14 protein-coding genes and 1 pseudogene are annotated in these 21,981 nt (G+C 58.4%); 4 read left to right on the top strand and 11 right to left on the bottom strand.

All coding sequences use genetic code 11. The annotated features are described in order from the left end of the window. Positions 1-189: 189 nt before the first annotated feature. From J2W23_RS18950 to J2W23_RS18930, 5 genes are all read right to left on the bottom strand, one after another. Positions 190-8,538, bottom strand: a complete 8,349-nt coding sequence (locus J2W23_RS18950; protein ID WP_307649834.1) for a S8 family serine peptidase — start codon at positions 8,536-8,538, stop codon at positions 190-192. Beyond that, positions 8,519-9,250, bottom strand: a complete 732-nt coding sequence (locus J2W23_RS18945) for a hypothetical protein (RefSeq protein ID WP_307649833.1) — start codon at positions 9,248-9,250, stop codon at positions 8,519-8,521. Before J2W23_RS18945 ends, J2W23_RS18950 begins: the two co-directional genes overlap by 20 nt. A gap of 66 nt (positions 9,251-9,316) precedes the next feature. After that, the gene (locus J2W23_RS18940) at positions 9,317-10,792 is read right to left on the bottom strand and encodes an HlyD family type I secretion periplasmic adaptor subunit (RefSeq protein ID WP_307649832.1); all 1,476 of its coding nucleotides are present in this window, start codon (positions 10,790-10,792) and stop codon (positions 9,317-9,319) included. Continuing rightward, complete coding sequence (locus J2W23_RS18935; RefSeq protein ID WP_307649831.1) at positions 10,789-12,975, bottom strand: type I secretion system permease/ATPase; 2,187 nt, start codon at positions 12,973-12,975, stop codon at positions 10,789-10,791. The genes J2W23_RS18940 and J2W23_RS18935 overlap by 4 nt, the downstream gene beginning before the upstream one ends. 78 nt (positions 12,976-13,053) lie before the next feature. Further along, a complete protein-coding gene (locus J2W23_RS18930; protein WP_307649830.1) occupies positions 13,054-13,251 on the bottom strand; it encodes an ESPR-type extended signal peptide-containing protein in 198 nt (65 codons plus the stop codon). A gap of 632 nt (positions 13,252-13,883) precedes the next feature. Between J2W23_RS18930 and J2W23_RS18925 the strand changes: the two genes are divergently transcribed. Together J2W23_RS18925 and J2W23_RS18920 are read left to right on the top strand one after the other, a co-directional pair. Further along, the gene (locus J2W23_RS18925; protein WP_307649829.1) at positions 13,884-14,312 is read left to right on the top strand and encodes a hypothetical protein; all 429 of its coding nucleotides are present in this window, start codon (positions 13,884-13,886) and stop codon (positions 14,310-14,312) included. 701 nt (positions 14,313-15,013) lie between these two features. After that, entirely contained in the window at positions 15,014-15,475 is a 462-nt protein-coding gene (locus tag J2W23_RS18920) for a hypothetical protein (protein ID WP_307649828.1), read from the top strand. A 170-nt stretch (positions 15,476-15,645) separates the two neighbouring features. Here J2W23_RS18920 and J2W23_RS18915 read toward each other — a convergent pair whose 3' ends face one another. The 3 genes from J2W23_RS18915 to J2W23_RS18905 all read right to left on the bottom strand — a co-directional run bounded on the left by J2W23_RS18915 (position 15,646) and on the right by J2W23_RS18905 (position 17,354). Beyond that, a complete protein-coding gene (locus J2W23_RS18915; protein WP_307649827.1) occupies positions 15,646-15,945 on the bottom strand; it encodes a hypothetical protein in 300 nt (99 codons plus the stop codon). Between the two features lie 158 nt (positions 15,946-16,103). Continuing rightward, the gene (locus J2W23_RS18910; RefSeq protein ID WP_307649826.1) at positions 16,104-16,394 is read right to left on the bottom strand and encodes a hypothetical protein; all 291 of its coding nucleotides are present in this window, start codon (positions 16,392-16,394) and stop codon (positions 16,104-16,106) included. A 384-nt stretch (positions 16,395-16,778) separates the two neighbouring features. Further along, entirely contained in the window at positions 16,779-17,354 is a 576-nt protein-coding gene (locus tag J2W23_RS18905; protein ID WP_307649825.1) for a VOC family protein, read from the bottom strand. A 146-nt stretch (positions 17,355-17,500) separates the two neighbouring features. Here J2W23_RS18905 and J2W23_RS18900 point away from each other — a divergent pair, with 146 nt between their 5' ends. Together J2W23_RS18900 and J2W23_RS18895 are read left to right on the top strand one after the other, a co-directional pair. Next, positions 17,501-18,727, top strand: a complete 1,227-nt coding sequence (locus J2W23_RS18900) for a dienelactone hydrolase family protein (RefSeq protein WP_307649824.1) — start codon at positions 17,501-17,503, stop codon at positions 18,725-18,727. Between the two features lie 71 nt (positions 18,728-18,798). Further along, a pseudogene (locus tag J2W23_RS18895) lies at positions 18,799-20,336 on the top strand (IS3 family transposase). 180 nt (positions 20,337-20,516) lie between these two features. Here the strand turns inward: J2W23_RS18895 and J2W23_RS18890 are convergent. The 3 genes from J2W23_RS18890 to J2W23_RS18880 form a co-directional block, all read right to left on the bottom strand. After that, complete coding sequence (locus J2W23_RS18890) at positions 20,517-21,020, bottom strand: DUF2165 domain-containing protein (protein WP_307649823.1); 504 nt, start codon at positions 21,018-21,020, stop codon at positions 20,517-20,519. Between the two features lie 145 nt (positions 21,021-21,165). Further along, positions 21,166-21,477: a monooxygenase gene (locus J2W23_RS18885; protein WP_307649822.1), complete on the bottom strand. Its 312-nt coding sequence runs from the start codon at positions 21,475-21,477 to the stop codon at positions 21,166-21,168. Between the two features lie 43 nt (positions 21,478-21,520). Then, positions 21,521-21,946, bottom strand: a complete 426-nt coding sequence (locus J2W23_RS18880; RefSeq protein WP_307650069.1) for an organic hydroperoxide resistance protein — start codon at positions 21,944-21,946, stop codon at positions 21,521-21,523. Between the last annotated feature and the right edge of the window lie 35 nt (positions 21,947-21,981).

The following is a 21,981-nucleotide window of genomic DNA, read 5'->3' as shown; positions in this document are numbered from 1 at the left end:
TCCTTTATCAGAAAATCGCGTTCAGGTTGGACCCAAGCGTGCCCTTCGCGGTGCCATAGCCCTGAGTCTTACTGGTAGGTGCACCGATGAAGACGTCGTAGCTCAGCCTGGGCCATTACCCGCGCACGCCGATGAGACGCATCGCAGATGCAGTCAAGCGGTACACCTCATCTCGTACTCAATCCCAACTCAGCGCCAATTGGCGGCAATGATGGAACTCAAGCTGCTCTGATAGTTCGCTGGCAACGTTGTTTGCCCTGCTGCTGGCGGCGCAAAACCGGCCATCGCCTGTACGAGGTTCTGCACCTGGCTGTCCAGCAAAGTCTTGCCACCGCTGGTCTTGAACTGCTCGACGTGATACCGGTTTCCGAGATACCAGTCGTCGATTAAGAATTGGTCTGAGCCGCCAATCACGCTGACCTCCAGGTCGTTGCCCACTTGTCTGAACCACAACTGCTCAGGAGCAATGTCGGCGCCGAAAAGCGCCACGTCGGCATTGCTCGCGGTTGCATCGTTCTCCACGACCGTATCGCGGCCAAAACCTCGATCCAGCCGGTAGATGTCGTTGCCTGCACCGCCCGTCAGAATGTCTGCCCCCGCACCGCCAATGAGTGTGTCATTGCCGGCACCACCGCTCAGGGTGTTGCTGGCGGCGTTTCCCGTGAGCACATTGTCCGAGGCGTTGCCAGTGCCGTTGATGGCTGCGGCGCCAGTCAAGATGAGGTTCTCCACATTGGCCGACAACGTGTAGGTGATACCGCTTTGCACAAGGTCTGTTCCCCCATTGGTCAGTTCGGTGACGACGTCGCCCCCAACATCGACCACATAAGTGTCGTTGCCCGCGCCGCCGATCAGCGTGTCTGCACCTGCACCGCCATCGAGGACATTGGCCTTGGCGTCGCCGGTCAGCTTGTCGTTGTAAGCGCTGCCCGTCAGGTTCTCGATGTTGAGCAGCGTATCGCTGCCGGAGCCACCCGTGGCCTGCGCCGTCGCGACTGCCAGGCTCACGGTCACGGCCGAAGTCGCAAGACGGTACGAAGCGGTATCGATGCCCCCCAGGCCGTTCACGACGTTGTCTCCTGCACCAATGCTGATGACATTGTTCAACGTGTTGCCCGTGCCGTTCACTGCGGCTGTGGTATTGATGGTCAGGTTCTCGACGTTCGCGCCCAACGTGTAGCTGATGTTGGTGGCCACCGTGTCGATGCCTTCGTTGAGCAACTCAGCCACAACATCGGCGATGTTGTCCACGTAATAGACGTCGCTGCCAGTGCCTCCGGTCATCGTATCCACGCCGGTTGCGCCATCAAGGGTGTCATTGCCGGCGCCGCCGATCAGCGTGTCATTGCCGGCACCGCCGTTGAGCGTGTTGTTGCCGGAATTGCCCGTCAATACGTTGTCCAATGCGTTGCCGGTGAGATTTAGATTGGATGCGCCAGCGATCACGGCATCTTCAAGTTGACCCGCGCCCAGCGTCGTCAAATTGACCGTCACCCCGGTGACGACCTTATCCCGTCCCCCGGCGGCTAGTTCGGTGATGGTGTCTCCCGCGTTGTCAACGAAGTAGACATCGTCACCCGCTCCGCCATTCATTGCATCTGCGCCGGTGCCGCCATCCAGGGTGTCGTTGCCGTCCCCGCCCAGCAGCACATTGGCCAGGCTGTTCCCAATCAGCGTGTTGTCCAGTGCGTTGCCGGTGGCCGAAGTAGCAGCACCGAACAGAACCGCGTTTTCGACATTGGCACTGAGAGTCACGTTGACGCTGGCATACAGCGTATCGAGTCCCTCGCTCGCAGCCTCCGTCACGCTGTCGGCGGTCGAATCGATGTAGTAGGTATCGTTGCCTGCACCGCCGGCCATTTTGTCGGCCCCTTGCGCGCCATCCAGGATGTTGTTGCCGGCATTTCCCGTCAAGAGATTCGCAAGCTCGTTGCCGGTCGCGTTGAGGTCATGCACGCCGGTCAAAGTGAGGTTCTCCAGATTGCTGCCGAGCGTCCACGAAACGGAAGAATGGACCGTGTCAATTCCGGCATTGATGTCTTCGTGGAGCGCATCCAACTGGTTTTCCACGACATAGGTATCGTTGCCCGCTCCGCCCGCCATGCTGTCGGCCTCCGCACCGCCATCCAAGCGGTTGTTGCCTGCGTTTCCGACCAAGCGGTTGCGTTGTCCGTTGCCAGTGGCATTGAGATTCGCGGCTCCAGCGAGCAGCAATGCCTCCACATCGTCTGCCAACTGATAACTTACGCTGGATTGCACCGTGTCATAGCCGCCGCCGGGCAACTCGCTGACCTTGTCGCCTATGTTGTCGACGATATAGGTGTCGTCGCCGGTGCGCCCAATCATGCTGTCAGCGCCTGCCATTCCGTTGATCGTATTGGCGCCCGCATTTCCCGTCAGAACATCGTTGTTGCCGGTGCCCACGATAGGTAAAGGTTGCACCGCCTTGGCAATCAGGGAAGTGGTGATCCCCAGAGGCGCCGCGCCGGCCACCGTGACTGCACTCACCTTCGACACCGGCAAGGGTGTTGCGCCCGCACTGCCCGCGAAGATGAAGTGAGCGGCATTCAGCGCCGTCGGTTCGATGGCAGAAAGTCCGACCGAGACCGTCGCCCCTTCCGGAGTCTGAGCCAGGACGCGCGTGATGAACTTGCCGTTGATGTTCAGCGCCTTGTTGATCTTGAGCTGACTGAAATCCTTGATCCAGGCAAACTGGCTCAGGTCGATCTTGTCTACCGTCAACTCAAAGTCCGAGATCAGATTGCTGGTGCCAATCTCGTTGCTGAAGAAGCCCATTGACGGCGAACCACCGCCATCAGGTGCGACCACGAAGCGGTCTGCGCCAGCTCCGCCTGTCCGCACGCCCGTCCCAGGCAGCCCCGTCGAGTACGAAATCCGACCTTGATCGCCGTCCAGTACCACGACGTCGTCTCCAGCCCCGCCATCCAGCGTGTCCACCCCTGCACCGCCCAGCAACCTGTCGTTGCCTGCGTTGCCCAGCAAGGTGTCGTTGCCATCACCTCCGATCAGCAGATCATCGCCCGCAGTACCCTCGGGCACGGCATTGCTGCTGGTGCCGCTAGACGAGCCCTGACCAGCCTGCTGCCATGCCTGCAGCGCAGCCTGAGACGCGAAGAACTGCAACTGCGCCGAACCAAGTTGAGCCACCAGGCGATTGCGCACCAAAACGCTTTGACCATCTCCCAGGTCCAACCGGACGTCGGCCCCCACCTGGGTGCGAGCGAGCGAGGCGAAATTCAACTTGCCAAAGCCCACCAACGCAATGGTTTCCGGAGCCGCTGCGTTGTTACCCGTTCCGAAATCGACGATCACATCTTGGGCTCCGGCGTCCTTGCTGATGACAAAAAGATCGCTGCCCTCTCCACCCGTGAGTACGTCGTTGCCCCTCCCACCGTCCAGCGTATCGTTGCCGCCGCCTCCGCTGACAACGTCCGCTCCACGCCCCCCCACCAGCACGTTGTTCAGGCCGTTCCCTGTCAAGGTATCGTTGCCATCGCCGCCAATCGCGACCTCGATGTCGCCGATCATGATATTTAATGATCTGCCCGCGATCGTGCTGGTGCTGCCGTTGAGCAGGTTGATCGTGCTGTTCCCTGTCACCGCACTGGCGTTGATCGTGTCCGTTCCGCCGTTGCTGTCCATCAATGTGCTTGGCAACTGAACATCGGGTATTCGGGTGCTGCCGATGAACCGGTCTTTGCCGCCGAACTCATCGGTGTAGATATACGCATCGTTGGTGTCGGCCTTCTTGCCGTACAAATCCAGCTTCCAACTCTTGAGCGCTCCAGCCTTCCCTGTTGCTGCATCGATGACTTGCAGTGTCCAATTGCCCGCACTTTGCTCTCCCAGCACATGGGTGGTATTGAAGCTGAAGCTCAATGGACCCGACGACGAGTTACCCAAATCGGTGGCGGCGCTACCCGGCGCCTTGTCGGGCCGGTTGACCAGAATGCTTTCGGTTCCTCCCGGCGAGATCAGTTTGATGATCAGATCGCCCCAGCGCTGATGATCCAGTTCGAGCGTGACTTGCGCGCTCTCGACCTCCACGCCCGCTCCCATGGCGAGCGTGCGCGTCACCATGCCGGTGCCATCGGGAATCGCCGCGCTCAGAGCGCCGCTGGATGCGGCCGTGACGAACTCGTTGGCATAGGTGTTCTGTTCGGTCCAGGTTTCGGCCATTCGCACCGCCGCGCGCGCATCGACCTTGCCGAAGCCATAGTCGTGGCTGACATGCATGCCTCCACCATTCCAGGTCTTCGCGCCATTCGTGACCCAGTCAGTTCCGTTGGGATCGTTCACCTTCGTGGCCGTCATCGCCAGGATGGCCTGGATGTCGCGGTAGCCCAGTGCGGGGTTGGCTTCGAGCATCAGGGCAATGACCCCTGACACGATTGGGGCAGCGAAGCTGGTGCCCTGACTCGTGCTGTAGTTGCCTCCAAAGGTCGAGCCGTTGTCCGCAATGAGTTCACGACTGGTCGAATCGATATTGCTACCGGGTGCCGAAACCAGAATGGACGCGCCCGGATTGCTGAAAGGCTTGCTCCCCAGTTGCAGGGTGCCCAGATCGCTCGGCGCATTGATGCTTCCCGTAACGATCACGGCTCGATTGGCAGTGAGTGCGTTGTAGTTCGTATTGGCACCCGTCGCGCGGTCGTTACCGCCAGCCATCACGATGGCCGTGCCCAACCCGTTTCGGCCTCGCGCGATGGCCTCACGAATTCCGGTCTCAAGGGCGCCCGTTGGCACCACGTTCAACCCGAAGCTTGAGGACGCGCCCCACGAATTGTTGACCACGTCGAAATTCTTGAATTTGGCCAGCGCGTTGGCGATTTCCTGACCAAGCTTGCCGACTTCCAGACCTTCGCCCTGGATGTAATGACCCGCAAGCGTCGCGTTGTAAGCCACGCCGACGCCGCCCTCGCCATTGCGAGCCGCAACCATGACCCCGGCCACCATCGTGGCATGGCTGCTGAAGGTTTGCGGCGTGTCGTTTCTGCCATTCGCGTCCAGCGTGTTGAGCCAAGCCTTGTCCGCATTTGGCTGAAGATCGGCATGACGGTAGTCGAACACCTCGGGCCCCGCGCTGAACGCGCCGCCCGGCTCGAACTGGCCAATCTTGACGCCCTTGCCCGTGTAGTCCTTCCATACGGGCAAGACATTGACATCGCTCAGGTACCACTGCTCCACCGCCAGCGGGTCACTCGGCAGGTCGGCGGTTCTCAGGTAGACGGCCGCCTTCATCGGTTCCGTCTGGCCGGTAGCACTGTTGCTCACCTCCGTGAAATTGCCCTGGGCGTCTTTCACCTTGTACTTGAAGCCCATCGTTCCGGTATAGCTCGCGTCGGGTGTGAATAGCACATCGCCGCTGGCCGTGAGCGCGGCGGTGCCACCCTTCGCGTCCAGAACCTCGGTGATCTTGAGCTGGTCGATGCTGCTGTCCCAATCGCGGTCGTTGAGCAACAGTTGGCTTTTGGACAGTAGATGCGCAGCGGTTCGGCTCAACGCCTGCCCCTTCGAATTGACGCTCAGAACGTCCTTAACTGGCAGCGGGCTGCCAATGCCCAAGTCAACGCGGCTGACATCGGCGAAGCTGAGCTTCTCGATGCCGGTCAACGTGTCTGCCCCGTCCTGGCCAGTGCGTGTATCGACTACGCGGTAGCGGGCATTTCCGTTTGCACTGTCGAGCTTGGTGATGCGGTAGTCGGCGTAGCTTCCGGCGTATTGGGCAACATCGATGCCGTCGCCGCCGTTCAGGTTGTCATCGCCCCGTCCACCAATGAGCACGTCATTGCCCGCCCCGCCCTTCAGGCTGTCGTCCTCTAGCCCGCCGTCGAGCACGTCGTCACCAGCACCGCCAAGCAGTTGGTCACGCCCACGATGGCCGCGAATCAGATCGTTGCCCGCACCGCCATCTAGGGTGTCGTCGCCATCCTCGCCGGACAGTACGTCGTTGGCGGCTCCGCCGATGATCACGTCGTCCCCTGCTCCGCCGCGCACAACCACAGTGGAGCGGCCGCCTCCCACGAAGACATCGTTTCCGATGCCGCCGACAGCCATCTCGACGTTGCTCTGGCTCAAGTTGAGCGAGACGCCCTGGGCCCCCACAACCTGGGCGATGTCGAAGCCATCGCCGCCGTCCACGCGTTTGTCTGCCGCATCGAACAGCAACACGTCGTCCCCAACGCCGCCGAGAAGAGTGTCGGCACCCGTGCCGCCAGCCAGCCAGTTGTTGCTTGCGTCGCCCGTCAGCACGTCATTGCCTGCACCACCCGTCAGGTTGCGTGCCTTGAGAGAGGTCGCACCGAGGGTCTCGTTGACGGTGGCATTGGTGTTCTTCGACACATAGGCGGTCGTCGCACCCGCGCCACCGGCAGCGTTCTCGGTGACAACAGTGACGCCGCTGCTGGTTTGTGTGACGGTGCTGCCGGCGGGGTTGGCGAGGAAGTTGGCCGCAATGGCTTCGCGGCTGACGCCGTTCTGCATGAAAGTGCCCCGGGCCAAGACTTCGTTGCCGTCGCGCACCTCGCCGCTTTGCGCGACAGCCGCCAAGTTGATGGCCGTGATGCCCAGGTTAGCGAAGGTCTTGAGTTCTCCCGCATCGGTCTTGCCATCGTGATTGGCATCGACCCACACACGCAGGTTGTTCCAGGCCGCGTCTTTGGCGGTGAACTGGTTGTCGCCGTTGCTGTCGAGGCTCTTGAGCGCCGCGAAGCCGTTCGCATACGGCTTGGTGCCGGCAACGCCGTTGGAACCCGCCACGCCGTTGTAGTACTCGCTCAGCGTCTCGCGGATGTTGTTGATCTTGCCGTCGCCATTGAGGTCATGCACGACGATGCCGTCCTGCGCACTGACCCAGCCGGTTTGCTCCAGCGAGCCGCCGTCGTTGTCTGCGTCAAAGAGGACGGGCGATGTGCCGTAGTCGGTGAGCTTGACGCCATCACCGTTCAGGTCCAGTACCAGTGGATCGGCGGGGAGGAGGTTGAAATTGAAACTGGAGGCGTTGTTCAGGCTGCTACCGAAGAGGCCGTAATCGACCGGTCCTGCGGCTGGGTCGGTATTACCAATGGCGCCGCTGCGAGCGATCGGAAGACCCTGGCCACTGGATGCATTGATATTGAGGCCGAAATTGCTGTTTCCCGGGCGAAGACCGTCGGTGATCGCGTACCCGATCACAGCCTGATTGCCCCTGGCGGTGTTCACGTTCCAGAAGTTCTTGGCAATGCCAACGGCGTAGCTGCCAGAGGAAACCAGGCTGTTGTTGGTCGCACTCGGCCCCAGGCTGGTGCCATCGGGCGTGGGCGTCCTGCTGGGCGCCGGCGCTGTGGTGATCGTGCTCAAGCTGACTGTATTGATCTCCGTTCCATTGGCGGTCTGACCAAATTGAATGGGCGTACTGCGATGAACACTGCCATCACTGGCCGTCGTCGTTTCCGTTACTGCGCGGTTGATGAAATCAACACCGCGAGCAATTGAGCTTCCATCGTCGAAAATCTGAATACGGTTGCTAGAAAGCACATCCCCATTCCCACTCTCCGTCAGCACCGTCCTGCTGCCGTCTTCGTTGGCTGTCACAGTAGTGCGCTCGGACACCCGACCGGCAGCATCAAATCGCAGCGTCTCAACAGAGAGGTTCGGATTTCGCATCTCTTGAATTCGCGAGCCATCTCGATATTGAATCGAAAAAATTTCGACGCCAGTCACCTCCTTTACGGCCTGCCAATCAGCGACCGCAGTCGGAGTATCTTCCAAGCGATAGGCCAGTTTTTGGCGAATTGCCGCCGGATTCGAAACCTTGAGATGTGCAAGGTCGGTTGTGTATCTTTCCCAATACCCTGCATTTTTTGAAACGACAGAAGCGCCTGCCACAGCCATCTGAGATGCCAAGGCGTCTCCTGAAAAGCCTTTGGCAATAAGCTTCTCTTCTTCAATTAAGAGAAGCTTCTGAACATTGTTCAGCAAATAATCTGGCAGAGCGGCATTCGGGTTGCCCGCGCCATACTCCGCCCGCAGTGCGCGAATTTCCGTATACCACGCGCTGGCTTCCTCCTGCATACGTCGCCGAATAACTTCTGTGTAACGAGAATCCGGCGTCAGAGCTGGAATATTGCGAGGATCCGATGGGGAATTGTCGACTAATGCTCTCGCACCTTCTAGAATTTTTACGTTTGAATAGTGCTTTAGCTCATGCGCCAACTCAGCAGCTGATGTTTTTCCGAACCCGGCATACGGCCCGATCAACTTATCGGGACGAATTACCAGTGAATATTTTCCATCATCTCGACGAATATCCGCATAATTAAACCACGCTCCAGCGTTTTTCAACGATGGATTTTTCAACTCTTCATCATTCGGAAATCGAAAAACAACATCACCTCTACTTTGCGCCAGCGACATTAGCTCATTGAGAATTGGATTTTTATTGGCCGCACTGACCAATTTCTCCAACTCAACAAGATTTACCCCTTTGGCCTCCCTTATGGCTTCAAAAAACTTGCTATCAATTGTAAAATTCGTCATCGCTCATCTCTCCCAAGGAAAATCGACCTGTAATACCAATTTGCACCAAGCAGCCTTCAACAAAAGAAAGTCTGAGACCCGGACCTGTTGAATTTAAAGGGAGAGCCCAAATTCCTCCAAACACCCCATGTCTGTCCCAATACTCAGGACTCCAAAAAGGCTGATGGGCGGTTAGCGAAAAACTAGGTCTCCAGTAAACCTCGTCCATGTAACCCTCTACGGCGCGACTATTTATGCACGCCTTATCTTCTTGACGAATTCTTAAATCAATTCTCATTTCCCAGGCGTCCTTCTGCCGATCGGCACTCCTGTAGTAAAGGTATCCACTCCATCCGGAGCTCGCCAAGTCCCCATGAGGAGATAAATCCTCGCGAAATCCGGGACGCAGCCGACCCTCGGTTGGAAAATAAGTTCGCTCCGTCATTTTCATTCCGAGCATTTTCAAAACAACTCTTCTATTTCCGATCAATACCGGCTGCCTATATATTTCCAAAACACCATCCAAAAATTTACGCGTTTGCGGATCAATTTCCCTGACAGCTTGATCTCTAGGCAACCCAAAGTTCTCGCCCGCTCTTGGCTCATGCTCTATACGATTTACCCTCGCTGATCGAGAGATTATTTTCTCGTCATTTAAATAATTTATTTTTGGCTCTACTTTTTGAGCGCATCCCAAAATAGAAAATAAAAAGAATAGCAAAATCTTTTTCATTTATTTTTCCAATTATCTCGACAAAAATGAAGGCACCACCACTCATAGATAGGAGTTCCTGGACCTTTACCGCTCCCGTAAGCTTTCGCCGGTAGCTTTTTGAATGGGGCTGAGCAGGAATTCAATAACCCGCCGCTTGCCTGTCTTGATCTCAGCCGTGAGATTCATCCCTGGGCTCAACTTGATCGGCCGACCATCCACATCGATGGTGGTTGAGCTCAAGTTCAGCGTCACCGGAAAGATCGCCCCGCGCTTCTCGTCATTGACCGCATCCGCCGTCACCGTCTTCACAATCGCGTTGACCGTCCCATAGCGCGTGTACGGGAACGTCTCCAACTTGATCGTGGCTTCCTGGCTGGTGTTGACGAAGCCGATGTCCTTGTTGTCCAGCGTCACTTCTGCCGTCACCTGGGCACCGTCGGGCACGATCACCATCAGCGGCTGAGCTTCCGTGACCACCCCGCCGTCGGTGTGCGCGGCCAACTGCTGCACCGTGCCTGCCACCGGCGCCTTGAGCGTGGTCAGCCGCTCCCGCTGACCGGCCTTGGCCAGGTCCTGCATGCCTTGCTGGCGCTTGAGTTCGGCCGCTGCCTCCCTCGTTCGCAGGCTGTGCTTGGTCTCGGCGATGTAGGCGGCCCGGGTGCTCTCGCTTTCCCTTAGCGTCGCATTGGCTTCGGCCAATCTCGCGCGTTGCGTGGCGAGGTCACGCTCCATTTCGATGCGCTCCCGCGTCCGGTCCTGGTTCGCATGGCTCGACATGAAGCCCTGATTGGCGAGCTGATGGAAATCGGCTTCTCGCTGCTTGGCGATCGGCACTGTCGTCTCAAGCTTGTTGACCATCTCGCGCACGGTCGCTATCTCGGCCTGGCGTCGGTTGATCTCGGATGCCGCCTTGGCTAGCTTGGCCGTGATGTCGCTCCACTCGTCGCTTAGTTGGGCCTGGGTCGCGGCGATGTCGACATCCGTCCAGCCGGTGGGAATGCTCTTGCCCAGCTCCGGGGTGCGGGCTGAGGCCGGCGAGTTCAGCGCCTGCAGCAACGCCCGTGTGCGCAGCACTTCAGACTGCATCGACTTCAGTTGCTCATCGATGCTGGTCTTGTCGGCATTCGCGGTCGTGGGGTCTAGCTCGACCAGCGCCTGCCCAGCCTCGACATGGTCCCCGTCCCTCACCAGCACCCGCTTGACCACGCTCACCTCCAGCGGCTGGATGATCTTGGTGCGCTCGCTCACGATGATCTTCCCGGGCGCCACCGCCACGATGTCGATCTGCCCGAAGATGGACCAGGTCAAGGCAATGAGGAACAGCGCAATCAGCGCGTAGGCCAGCCGTCTGGGTGCTGGGTGGACAGGGGTGTCCTGCAGGCTCAGGGCCGCCGGGAGGAAGGCTGCTTCATCGGACAGCCGCCTCGGTCCGGCCAGTTCATGGCGGTGCTTCCAGGCGGCCTTGAAGATCGCGCGGTAGCGGCCGAGCAACTCGAAGACTGGATGGCGAACGCTGGGTGCGTTGGCCGCAGGTGCCGTGGTGGAGACATCCGTGGTCATACCGCGCCCCCTGTGCCTACGCCTACACCCGTGCCCGCTGCCGCCCCTTCGGTCGGAAGCCCGCCGTCCTGCATCGCCCACAGGTGGGCATAGATGCCCTTGGGCTTAGCGAGCAGCGTCTCGTGCGTGCCGCCTTCAACGATCCTCCCTTTGTCCATCACGATGATGCGGTTGGCCCGCCGCACGGCGCTCAGCCGGTGGGCAATGATGAAGACGGTGCGTCCCTTGCAGATGTGTGCCATGTTGCGCTGCACGATGGCCTCGCTCTCGTAGTCCAGCGCGCTGGTGGCCTCGTCGAAGATCAGGATGCGCGGGTGGGTGAAGAGCGCTCGCGCGATGGCGATGCGCTGGCGCTGCCCGCCCGAGAGGCTCGCCCCCTGCTCGCCGACCATGGTGTCGTAGCCCTCGGGCAGTTCGCTGATGAACTCGTGCGCACCGGCCAGCTGGGCCGCGTGGATCACGGCGTCGAGCGGCGCCGCCGGATCGACGACGGCGATGTTCTCGCGCACGCTGCGGTTGAAGAGCGTGTTCTCCTGCAGCACCACGCCCACCTGTCTTCTGAGCTGTGCCGCGTCGATCAGGCTGATGTCAATGCCGTCGACCAGCAATCGGCCTTGCTCGGGGGTGTACAGGCGTTGAATCAGTTTCGTGAGGGTGCTCTTGCCGGAGCCCGAGCGCCCGACGATGCCGATGACTTCGCCGGGGCGCACGTCCAGGCTGACGCCGTTGAGCACGGGGGCTGCTTCGGGGCGGTAGCGGAAGGTGAGGTTGTCCAGTGTGACGCGGCCCTTGAGGGCGGGCAGTTGCGCAGCGGTGCTCGGCGCCACCTCGGTGCGGGTGTTGAGGATGTCGCCGAGACGGGCCATGGAGATTCCGGTCTGCTGGAAGTCGGTCCACAGCTGCGCCATGCGCATGATGGGCTGGCTCACACGCTGCGCGAACATGTTGAAGGCGACGAACTGGCCCACGGTGAGGTCGTTGCTCATGACCAGGTGCGCGCCGTACCAGAGGGTGGCGGCATTGACGAGCTTGCCGATCAGGTTGACGCCTTCGTGCGCCCAACTGGCAAGGTTCTGGGTCCGGAAACTGGCCGAGACATAGGCGGCGAGTTGGTTGTCCCAGCGCCGCCCGAAGGCGGGTTCAAGCGCGGTGGCTTTGACGGTCTGGATGGCGCTGACAGTCTCCACCAGCATGGACTGGTTCTCGGCACCGCGCGCGAACTTCTCGTCCAGGCGCCGACGCAGGATGGGCACGACAGCCAGGCTCAGACCGAAGTACAGCGGCATGCTCACGAGCACGATCAGCGTCAGGGGCACGCTGTAGAACAGCATGACGGCCACGAAGACGATGGAGAAGACCACGTCGAGCAGCACCGTCAGCGCGTTGCCGGTGAGGAAATTGCGGATGTTCTCGAGCTCGCGCACGCGGGCGACCGAGTCACCGACGCGTCTTGCCTGGAAGTAGGCCAGTGGCAGTTGCACGAGGTGGCGGAACAGACGCGCGCCGAGTTCGACGTCGATGCGGTTGGTGGTGTGGCTGAAGACGTAGCTGCGCAGGCCATTGAGCAGCGACTCGAAGATGACGACGACCACAAGGCCGATGACGAGCACGTCGAGCGTGGTCACCCCGCGGTGCACGAGCACCTTGTCCATCACGACCTGGAAGAACAGCGGGCTGACCAGCGCGAAGAGTTGCAGGATGAAGGAGATGAAGAGCACTTCGCCCAGCAGCTTTCGGTGCTTGACGAGGCTGGGGATGAACCAGGAAAAATCGAACTTGGCGAGTTCGCCCGCGAGGCTGGCGCGGCTGGTGATGAGGATGAGTTCGCCGGTCCAATGAGCAGCGAAGACGTCCAGGGGTTCGATGACGGGACGAGCGTTCGATGCCGAAGGGTCTTGCAAGAGAACACGCTGGGCGTCGCATTGGGCGAGGATGACGAAGCGCTCGATGCCATCTTCCCCACGAAGCACCGCCAGAGCGGGCAGCGGCGTCAGGGCGAGGCGCTCAGGGGTGGTGCGAGAGGACTTGGCCTTCAGGCCCAGGTGCTTGGCTGCGCGCAGCAGCGTGGCGGTGTCGAGGGGCTCGGAAGGTGTCAGGCCCAGTTGATGCGAAAGCAGCGAAGCATCGGCTGCGATCTGGTGAAAGCGCGCCAGCGCGCACAACGCGGCCAGTGCTGGATACACATTTTTTGGGGACTGCCGCTGACTTTCCGCAGTTGCATTCGAAGCACCAGCAACATCTACGTCGTGCAATTCTTTGCCTCAGAAGTTTTCATCCAACTCAGCACGCTTTTCATTAACGCTCGCCGCACCGATCCGCCTCGTCAGAACGGACACCCTCGTTGCCAGCTCATCCGTTGTCTTGTTGCCTACCTTCTCGTCGCTTGCCGCCGTTTCTTGCACCACCATGCGGATACCGCGCGCACGGTTGAAGACGACTCTATAAAGCGACTTGTTCATGTTTCTTTTTTCCCCTGGGATCGCGCAACGTGACAGCCAAGCGCGGCGCGGGGGCAGCATGCTGGGCCACCGATAACGGCATGAGTGGACTGGGATTGTCCGAGGACCTCCGCGCAGCAAATGTCAACAAGGTTTAACGCGTACAGATTCACACGTCACGCGCCACAAATTTCACATCACACGATCAATCTGTGAGCATTTAAGTTGTACTGGCATTCATCGGACGTGGCTTGCCTGCCACCATTTCCACAGGGAGCCTTAAGTGACTTTCCCCCTCAACTCCTGGGGCCACCTTTCAGCCCGCAACGCACTCCTGCGCTCCGACGGATTCTCTTTTTTGGAATTGACGTCCGCGATGTGTGGAAAGTCACGCCAACTAAGTGATTCCTACGTTATTGGCAAACATGCAGGTATGTAAGCGGCATATTCGAACTTCCGCCAACTTGAATGCCGAACGGGGATAGAACTACGCCCCGGTCATCGGCCATTCGGCTGCCGGTCTTTTATTACGCAACCTGATTGCAATAAAATTCGATCCCCCCGCGATGGTTTCGAGTGTTATGAGCCGCCCGATTTGAGCCTGCTTAGTGCAGAGCTAGCCGAGCACTCTTCGAAATCCTGAGGAAAAATGCATGAGATTGATTTCAAGCTTGGCGCTCGCCACGGTCGTACTGGCTGGTTGCGCTCAGCCCACCGCACCCAAACTGACTTCTTTAGAGATGGCGGCAGCCGTCAAGGAAATTGAGTCGAGGCCTGCGCCGACTCCCGACGAGGTGAGACGATTTGCGTACATGGAGCGCTCTCTGCCTATGTGCGTCAGGATGCTGCCTTCGATGCCTGGACTCAAGGAGGTCAAGGTCAGCGAGGGCTACGACTATTGCACCTGCGTCCATAGCGCAGGTGCCAAGGGCCTTACCGCTGCAGATCTCGATGAAATGAGCACACCAGGCAGCGATGGCAAGTACGCGACCGACAAAGGGCTTGCGCTCATGAACGAGTCAATCAAACGCGCGAATGCGGCAATACCTGAATGTCGAGCAAGAACGCTTTCTAAGTATTGAATCTCTCCGATCTGGATCACGCGTCCTGAGCCTTTTCGAGGTTCAGTGTCGATCCCTATCGCCATCTCACATGTTCTTCTTGTCTCATGCCTCACCGAATCAAGGAAATACGTCTTGCCTGGCACGCCAACGTCGTGCATCTGGAAGGCAGCCTGATACCTCGTGAAGGAGAGTGGCGCAGTGCGACACACTGGCATTGGAGCCGCCTCAGGATGCTCGTGGGTATCGCCTGCCGCACCTACGGCTCGGGATCGCACTGGATTGAAGCGCGCAATGTCAATGGGCGAACCCCACCTGGGACGAAAGGCTCCGAGGGCGGGATGGACTGCGCCGCCGAATACAGACATAGCGATCCCTTCTGATGATTCCCCTGTACGGGAGCATTCGCTTGATCATGAGAGGCGTTCTATCCGTCCAATCCACAGAAAGCTTTCTTCGAATTGGCAAGCCTCGAACAGGCAGAAACTAACGGACCGCAGCTATCCGCATCGGCAAGAAAAGCGACCTAAAGACTGCTTGCTGGCGGCCCTTTTTCGGCGCTACATTTCGCGCGCATCTTTCAGATACTGAACATGTCCAAGGACCCCGTATCTTCGATTACTGCAGCCTCCCCTTCCGCAGTGAGGGCCGCATGGCTCGCGGCGGATCAGGCCAGGCGCAGAGACAGGTTTGCTCGCCGATTTGAGGCGATGCAGGACGCGATGAAGCGCTATGACAAAGGCGCCACGGTCACCGAGTTATGGCCGCAATGGAAGGAGCGCACGGGCATGACGCGCGCAACGCTGGTCAAGGTGGTCGAGGGCACCTATGACACGAGGGTCGCACGCGCCTTGCATGTCATATTGAATCGGCCATCGCCCGCTTTTCCACCCAATAGCACGACGCCAAGTGCTGAGCGCGTTCACCGACTGACGCCGGAAATCTTGATGGCGATTCGCGCTGCGGCGCGCACAGGAATGCCCTGGGGTCAGATCGCTCAAGAGTTTCGAGCACATCCGAGCATCGTGCGCCTCATCATCAACGGCACATATCAAACCCGGGCGATGAAGAAGGCCTTGATGATGGAAGCGGAGGCCGGGGCAGGACATTGCCCCTCTTCCACTGAGCCATCAGCAAGCTCCGTGAAAAGCGACACGGATACGACGGCAGAGATTCTTGAGTGACCCTCTACTCGGAGATGATCGGCTTTCAACCTCGAGTGCCCACGCGCCCTCCTTGAATCAGGTTGTCTCTCTGCCGGGATTCTGTTCATACCCTCCCATCCTGGCAGTTTGGCCTTCTTCGGAAGGCATTTTTTTGTGTGCTTGTGCCCTTCGGGCAAGCTTCTTGAAACCTAACCGACCTCCTTGAGGATGGCCGCGAGCACCGACTCCAGCCTCGACCAAGAGGGAAACGTCAACGCCTTGCCCGACAAAGCCCACCGGGCGCCTGCCGCTTTGAGTCTTTCTGCAACGATTCCCTTCACGTCAAAGACGACCGATTGATTGAAGCTTAGGCTCAATACCACTTCGCTGACTGTGCAACCAAGCTGATTCGCCAACAATTGCGAAGCGGCCTTCGTGCGGAAAAGAGCGTTGCTAACGATCATGTGCTTAACCCACGAATACCCGGCCATCGACGACTTGTGTTTCACCCTTCTATCGCAGGCATTGACCATGAGTCCAGACAGCGAAACTACTGGTGATTGAAATAGCCACTTGACTCTGAAGCAGCTTCATGGTTTTCAATCTCCCCTGCGCACGATTCTGCGGGCGCACCAAACTTAGACAGGGAAACCAAATGACCATCTGCTCACAACACTCCGGCGAACATTCTCACCAGCACGGGCCGTCGTGCGGCCACACCGCCATTGCCCATGGTGACCACGTCGACTACTTGCACGACGGCCATCTGCACCACCTGCATGAAGGCCACGTGGATGAACACACGCTCGAAGTAACCGCCCAAAATCCCAACCAGTGCACGCCAAACCATCGCTGCGCCGGGCATGAGGCGGGCCATGCTCACGGACCCAACTGCGGCCACGAAGCCGTTCCCCATGGCGATCACATCGACTATCTGGTTGACGGTCACCTTCATCATTCGCACGGCGATCATTGCGATGACCACGGCCCTGTGAAGCTTTTCTAAGTCGCTTCTCGTGGATCGATCTGTGCCCGCCTTGTGCGGGTTTTTTCTTGCCTGGCCTCGCCAGTGCAGCAAGGGCGGCACAACGCTTCGCGATGGCTCGCGCGCTCTTTGGCACGCCCGTTGGCGACCCAGAAAAGAAAGGCCGCAAGGGCCCCTAGGAAAATAAGAGCCAACGCGACTACTTGCGCAATCCGGATCTTCTGATTCATACAACTCGCCGAGAAAGGTTGCAGAGTCTAGGGTCACTCTCCATGTGCTCGCATCACGTCACCCTCGGCTGGAAGTAAATTCCTTTACGTCGTGCCTTTGTCACCGATTGCTGCCGTAGTTGCAACCCTATTTCTCGGGCGCCCTGGGTGACCAAAGCACGGTGCGTGCCGTGGCCTCGTAGGCCATGCCGCGTGGGTAGCTGATCAGCTCGAGCTGCAAGCCCCAGGGCGCCAGGAAATAGTTGATCGTCTGGCCGGCGGTAGGACCTTCGGTGACAGGCAGCGGGCCGGCCAGCACCCTGACGCCTTGGGCCTTGAGGTAGGCCACGGCGGTGTCGATGTCGTCGACGTAGAAGGCAAGGTGGTGGCCGCCGATGTCGCTGTTCTTCGGCGGCTCCTTGCGCTGGTCGGGTGCGCTGTACTCGAAAAGTTCGATGTTCGAGCCCATGCCGCAGCGCAGCAAGGCAATCTGTGCGATCACCGTGCGCGGATGCACATTGAGCGTGTCGGCCATGAAACCTCCGCTGTCGTCGCGGAGCGGCCCAAAAGTGGTGACCAGCTCGCATCCCACCACATCGACGAAGAAACGAATCGCCGCCGTCAGATCGGGGACGGTGATGCCGGTGTGGTCTTGTCCTCGCAGACTTGGAATGCCGCGCGGCGCTGCGGCAGGGGCCTGCAACCGTTGTTCGACACGTTTCATCTCTATGGGATCCGCGTTGCATTGATGGGAAAAATTGCGGGCAACTTTCGCGCCATTGAAATTACTTTACATCTAAACTATATAAATGTAAAGTTTAAGAGCGACGCCGATTGCGTCGCCCTCACTCACCTTGGAGAGAATCGAAAATGGCAGCTCAGTACATCGACATGAAGGCCGCGGACGGCAGCGGCAGGTTTCGCGGTTACCTTGCACTCCCCCGCAGCGGCAGCGGCCCCGGCCTGGTGCTCGCACAGGAGATCTTCGGCGTCAACAGCACCATGCGCGAGGTCGCCGACTACTACGCCGAAGAAGGCTACGTGGTGCTTGCACCCGACCTCTTCTGGCGCCAGGAGCCCAACGTCGAGCTGGGCTACAGCGAAGCCGACTGGCAACGGGCCTTCAGCTTCTTCCAGGGTTTTGACGAGGCGAAGGGCATGCAAGACATCCAGACAGCCATCGCCACCTTGCGCGGCCGCGCTGAAGTGACCGGAGGAAAAGTCGGCGTGCTGGGCTTCTGTCTGGGCGGCAAGCTCGCCTATCTGGCCGCCTGCCGAACCGACGCCGACGTGTGCGTGGGGTACTACGGCGTGGGCATCGACGCCGCGCTCGGCGAGGCCCACAACATCCGCAACCCACTGCTGCTGCACATTGCACAGCTCGACAAGTTCTGTGCGCCCGAAGCCCGCACCAAGATCATGCAAACGCTGCAGGGCCGTCCTCATGTTTCGCTGCACGTCTACCAGGGCATGGACCACGCGTTCGCGCGCCTGGGTGGCGAACATTTCCACAAACCTTCAGCGCTTTTGGCGCACGAGCGCACCATTGCAGCGCTCAAGGGCGCGATGGGGCCACATTACGACTTGGCGGCCCTGTGGGACAAACACTGCGAATACGAATTCAGCACCCGCAACGTCGAAGACACCATGTCCACCATGGTTCCCGAACCCTACGTCAACCACATCCCGACGATGACCGGCGGCGTGGGCTACAAGGATCTGCACCGCTTCTACAGCAACCATTTCGTCCACAGCAACCCGCCCGACACTACCCTGGTGCCAATCTCGCGTACTGTCGGCGCCACGCAGGTGGTCGACGAAACGCTGTTCAGCTTCACCCACACCACCGAGATTCCGTGGATGCTGCCCGGCATTGCACCCACTGGCAAGAAAGTGCAAGTACCCCTGCTCGCCGTGATCAAGTTCCGCGGCGACAAGCTCTATCACGAACATATCTATTGGGACCAGGCGAGCGTGCTGGTGCAAGTGGGCCTGCTCGATGCCAAGCTGCTTCCGGTCGCAGGCGTCGAGACCTCACACAAGCTACTCGACGAGACGCTGCCATCGAACACGCTGCTGCCCGACTGGAAGGTCTGATCTTTCCGCGCCGATCCAACTCTGAGCCAGTGGGGATGCGGAAAAAAACTTAGACTACCAGGAGGTAGTTCGTGTATTCATACGAAGACAGAATTCGAGCGGTCGAGCTGTACATCAAGCTCGGCAAACGCGTCAGGGCGACCATTCGTCAATTGGGGTGCACGATCAAGAATGCGTTGAAGGGCTGACACCGCGAGTACGAGCGGCGGTTCGACTTGCCAAGGGGCTATACGCGCTCGAAGCCCAAGTATTCTCAGGAGCAGAAGGAGGTGGCTGTCAGGCACCACCTTGATCACGGGAACTGCATCGCATTCACCATCAAGGCGTTGGGCTATCCGGGACGCGATTCGCTGCGTTCCTGGATCCACGAATCACACCCCGAGCTGCACATTCGTGTCGTCGGCCGATCCAACGAAATAGCGAGGCCGCCCGCGATGAAACAGGCAGCTGTCATCGCGTTGTGCAGGCGGCAGGAGAGTGCACAAGCCGTGGCCCAAGAGCTGGGCGTGTGCAGGCCAACGTTGTACAACTGGAAGAACCAGCTACTCGGCCGTGAGGTTCCAGCATCCATGAAGCGCCAACATGATCTACCGCCAGGCCCGGAACGGAAGGAGCTGGAGCGCCAGCTCGAAGCCCTGCGACGCGACATCCGATGATTGCAGCTCGAACAAGACCTCTTGAAGAAGGCGAATGAAATCCTAAAAAAAGACCTGGGCATCGACCAGCAACTCCTGACCAATCGGGAGAAGACGTGCTGATTGATGCCGCCCTGAGGCAGACATACACCCTCGTGGAACTGTTCGACGAAGTGGGCCTGGCACACAGTTTCTACTTCTACCATCGAGCCCGGCTCGATGCTGCGGACAAGTACGCCGAGGTGCATCGAACCCTCACCGACATCTTCGAGCAACCACCGTTGCTATGGCTACCGCCGGCTGCCGGCTTCGCTGGCCAGGCAGCGCGCGAGTATCTCGGAGAAGGTCGTGCAGCGGCTGATGAAACAAGAGAGCTTGGTCGTTGCCAAACCGAAGCGGCCGCAGGTATGGCTCATACCTGGGAGAGATCAGTCCGGCGCCAGACAACCTTCTCAACCGAGACTTCCGGGCTGCCGCGCCCAACGAGAAGTGGCTCACTGACATCACGGAGTTCCAGATTCCAGCTGGCAAGTTGTATCTGTCTCCCATGATCGACTGCTTCAACGGCATGGTCGCCAGCTGGTCGCTCGGTACGCGCCCGGACGCCGAACTCGTCAACACGATGCTGGATGCGGCCATCGAGACGGTGGTCGATACCGAAGACCGGCCCGTCGTTCACTCCAATCGCGGTGCCCACTATCGCTGGCCAGGCTGGCTCTCGCGCATCGCTGATGCGAAGCGCATTCGCTCAATATCGCGCAAGGGGTACTCGCCTGATAACGCGGCATGCGAAGGCTTCTTCGGTCGGTTGAAAACCGAGCTGTTCTATCCTCGCAATTGGCAGTCCATCTAGCGAGCAGTTCGTACAGGCCGTGGACTCCTGCATCCGTTGGTACAACGAACAACGGATCAAGATCTCCCTGGGCTCTCTCAGCCCCATCGAGTACCGAGAGAGTCTTGGACTTACGGCATAAATCCAGTCCAATTTTTTATCCGCACCCCTACGCAATCTGCGGCAGATCCACAAACCCAAGAAAAATAAGTCGACACTCCTGCGCCACGCGTCAGGGCATTCAATTCAGTTGATTGATGAGCTGCGCAATAATTAACTCTTTCTCTGAAGACCTATTTTTGCCCAAAGCTTCGCATCCTCTTTACCAGGGATCTCGCTCCTCGTCTACCATGGAAATGAAGATAAGCACGGCAATGGTGGTTACGCAAAACAAAATCGCCAAATCCATCTCGCTCCAGCTCTTATGAATTCGCATCCCGAAGAATTCTCTGGCCGCAGCAATCAATTCAACCAGCCAGACAATGAAGCCTAGCGCAAGCCCGCCAACCGCCCATTGCTTCGATTCATTGAAATTCTGCTTGGCGGTTCCAACGTGGCAAAGCATTTTGAATGCACCAAACCAACAAATTGCCGCAACCAATGCTTTCACAGCAATGATTGAAATATAAATTACGTGATTCCATCTGGGAATCTCTATCGCCCGGCGCTCCATTTCAGAAAAGGGGAACATGGTTTCCATAAAAAGAACATGGCGAGCCAAAGAAAACCTCGATTGGTAGTCATCGATATTTCCCCAAACGGTCATCGAAGCAAAAAAACCAATGGCCGCGACAAATGCAATTTTGCTTAGCCGAACAATGTCCATATTTTATTAAATTGAAATCGGGTACGCACCGATTTTAAAAAAAGAGAAAATAAAAATGGCGTGATTAATCACGCCATTCATGGGAATCCTGATGCCGCCTTCTGATCTTTACCTTCGAGGATTCGGGATCCAAAAACCTTGATCTTCAAATTTCGTGGATGGGCCCACGATTGATCTTGGTCAGTGCCCCATTTACCGCAAACACCTTGCCATTCACGAAGAGGATTCCAACCTTCTTGAGCCGCTCGGTATGCATTGATAAATAAGCCTTCGCACTCGCCATCTCCTTGAATAGATAAATTCCCCCGGCTTCGTTGGTGGACTTGTTCAACGTCCATATCTTCCAGACAAGACCGGGCTCTTTGGCAATAGACTGTGCGAGGCCTTGCATCGCCTCGGTCATTTCCTCTCCCCAAGGGCCAGAATAAGAAAAATCAACTTGAAGAATGCAGGCCATGACAATTTCAATAAAAATTCAACCAAGCGAAGGCATTGCTTTATCAGATTAGCTTAAGCGTGACATTGATATTTCCGCGCGTCGCATTGGAATATGGGCAAACGACATGCGCCTTTTTCACTAGATCGTCTGCAACGCCGCGTTCCAAGCTGGGAAGGGAAATCTCGAGTTCCACTTCAATGCCGAAGCCGGTAGGAATCGGGCCAATGCCCACGCTTCCTTCGACGCTGCTTTCGGGGGAGAGCTTGATCTTTTGCTGGCTAGCCACGAAATTCAGCGCCCCGAGAAAACAAGCCGAATAACCTGCGGCAAACAGTTGCTCAGGGTTTGTGCCCACGGCGCCGTTACCACCCAATTCGCGGGGCATGGTGAGCAGCGCGTCCAGCACGCCGTCATCGGTACGGACACGGCCCTCGCGACCACCGGTGGCATGTGCGTGGGCAACATAAAGAGTTTTTTCGACTGGCATATATTTCCTTTTTTCAATTTCAGCATTTCTCTTGT

Origin of the sequence: Variovorax boronicumulans, assembly GCF_030812215.1 — a bacterium.
In the GTDB taxonomy this organism is placed as follows: Bacteria; Pseudomonadota; Gammaproteobacteria; order Burkholderiales; family Burkholderiaceae_C; genus Variovorax; species Variovorax boronicumulans_C.
This window is presented reverse-complemented; position numbering and strand designations above follow the sequence as displayed.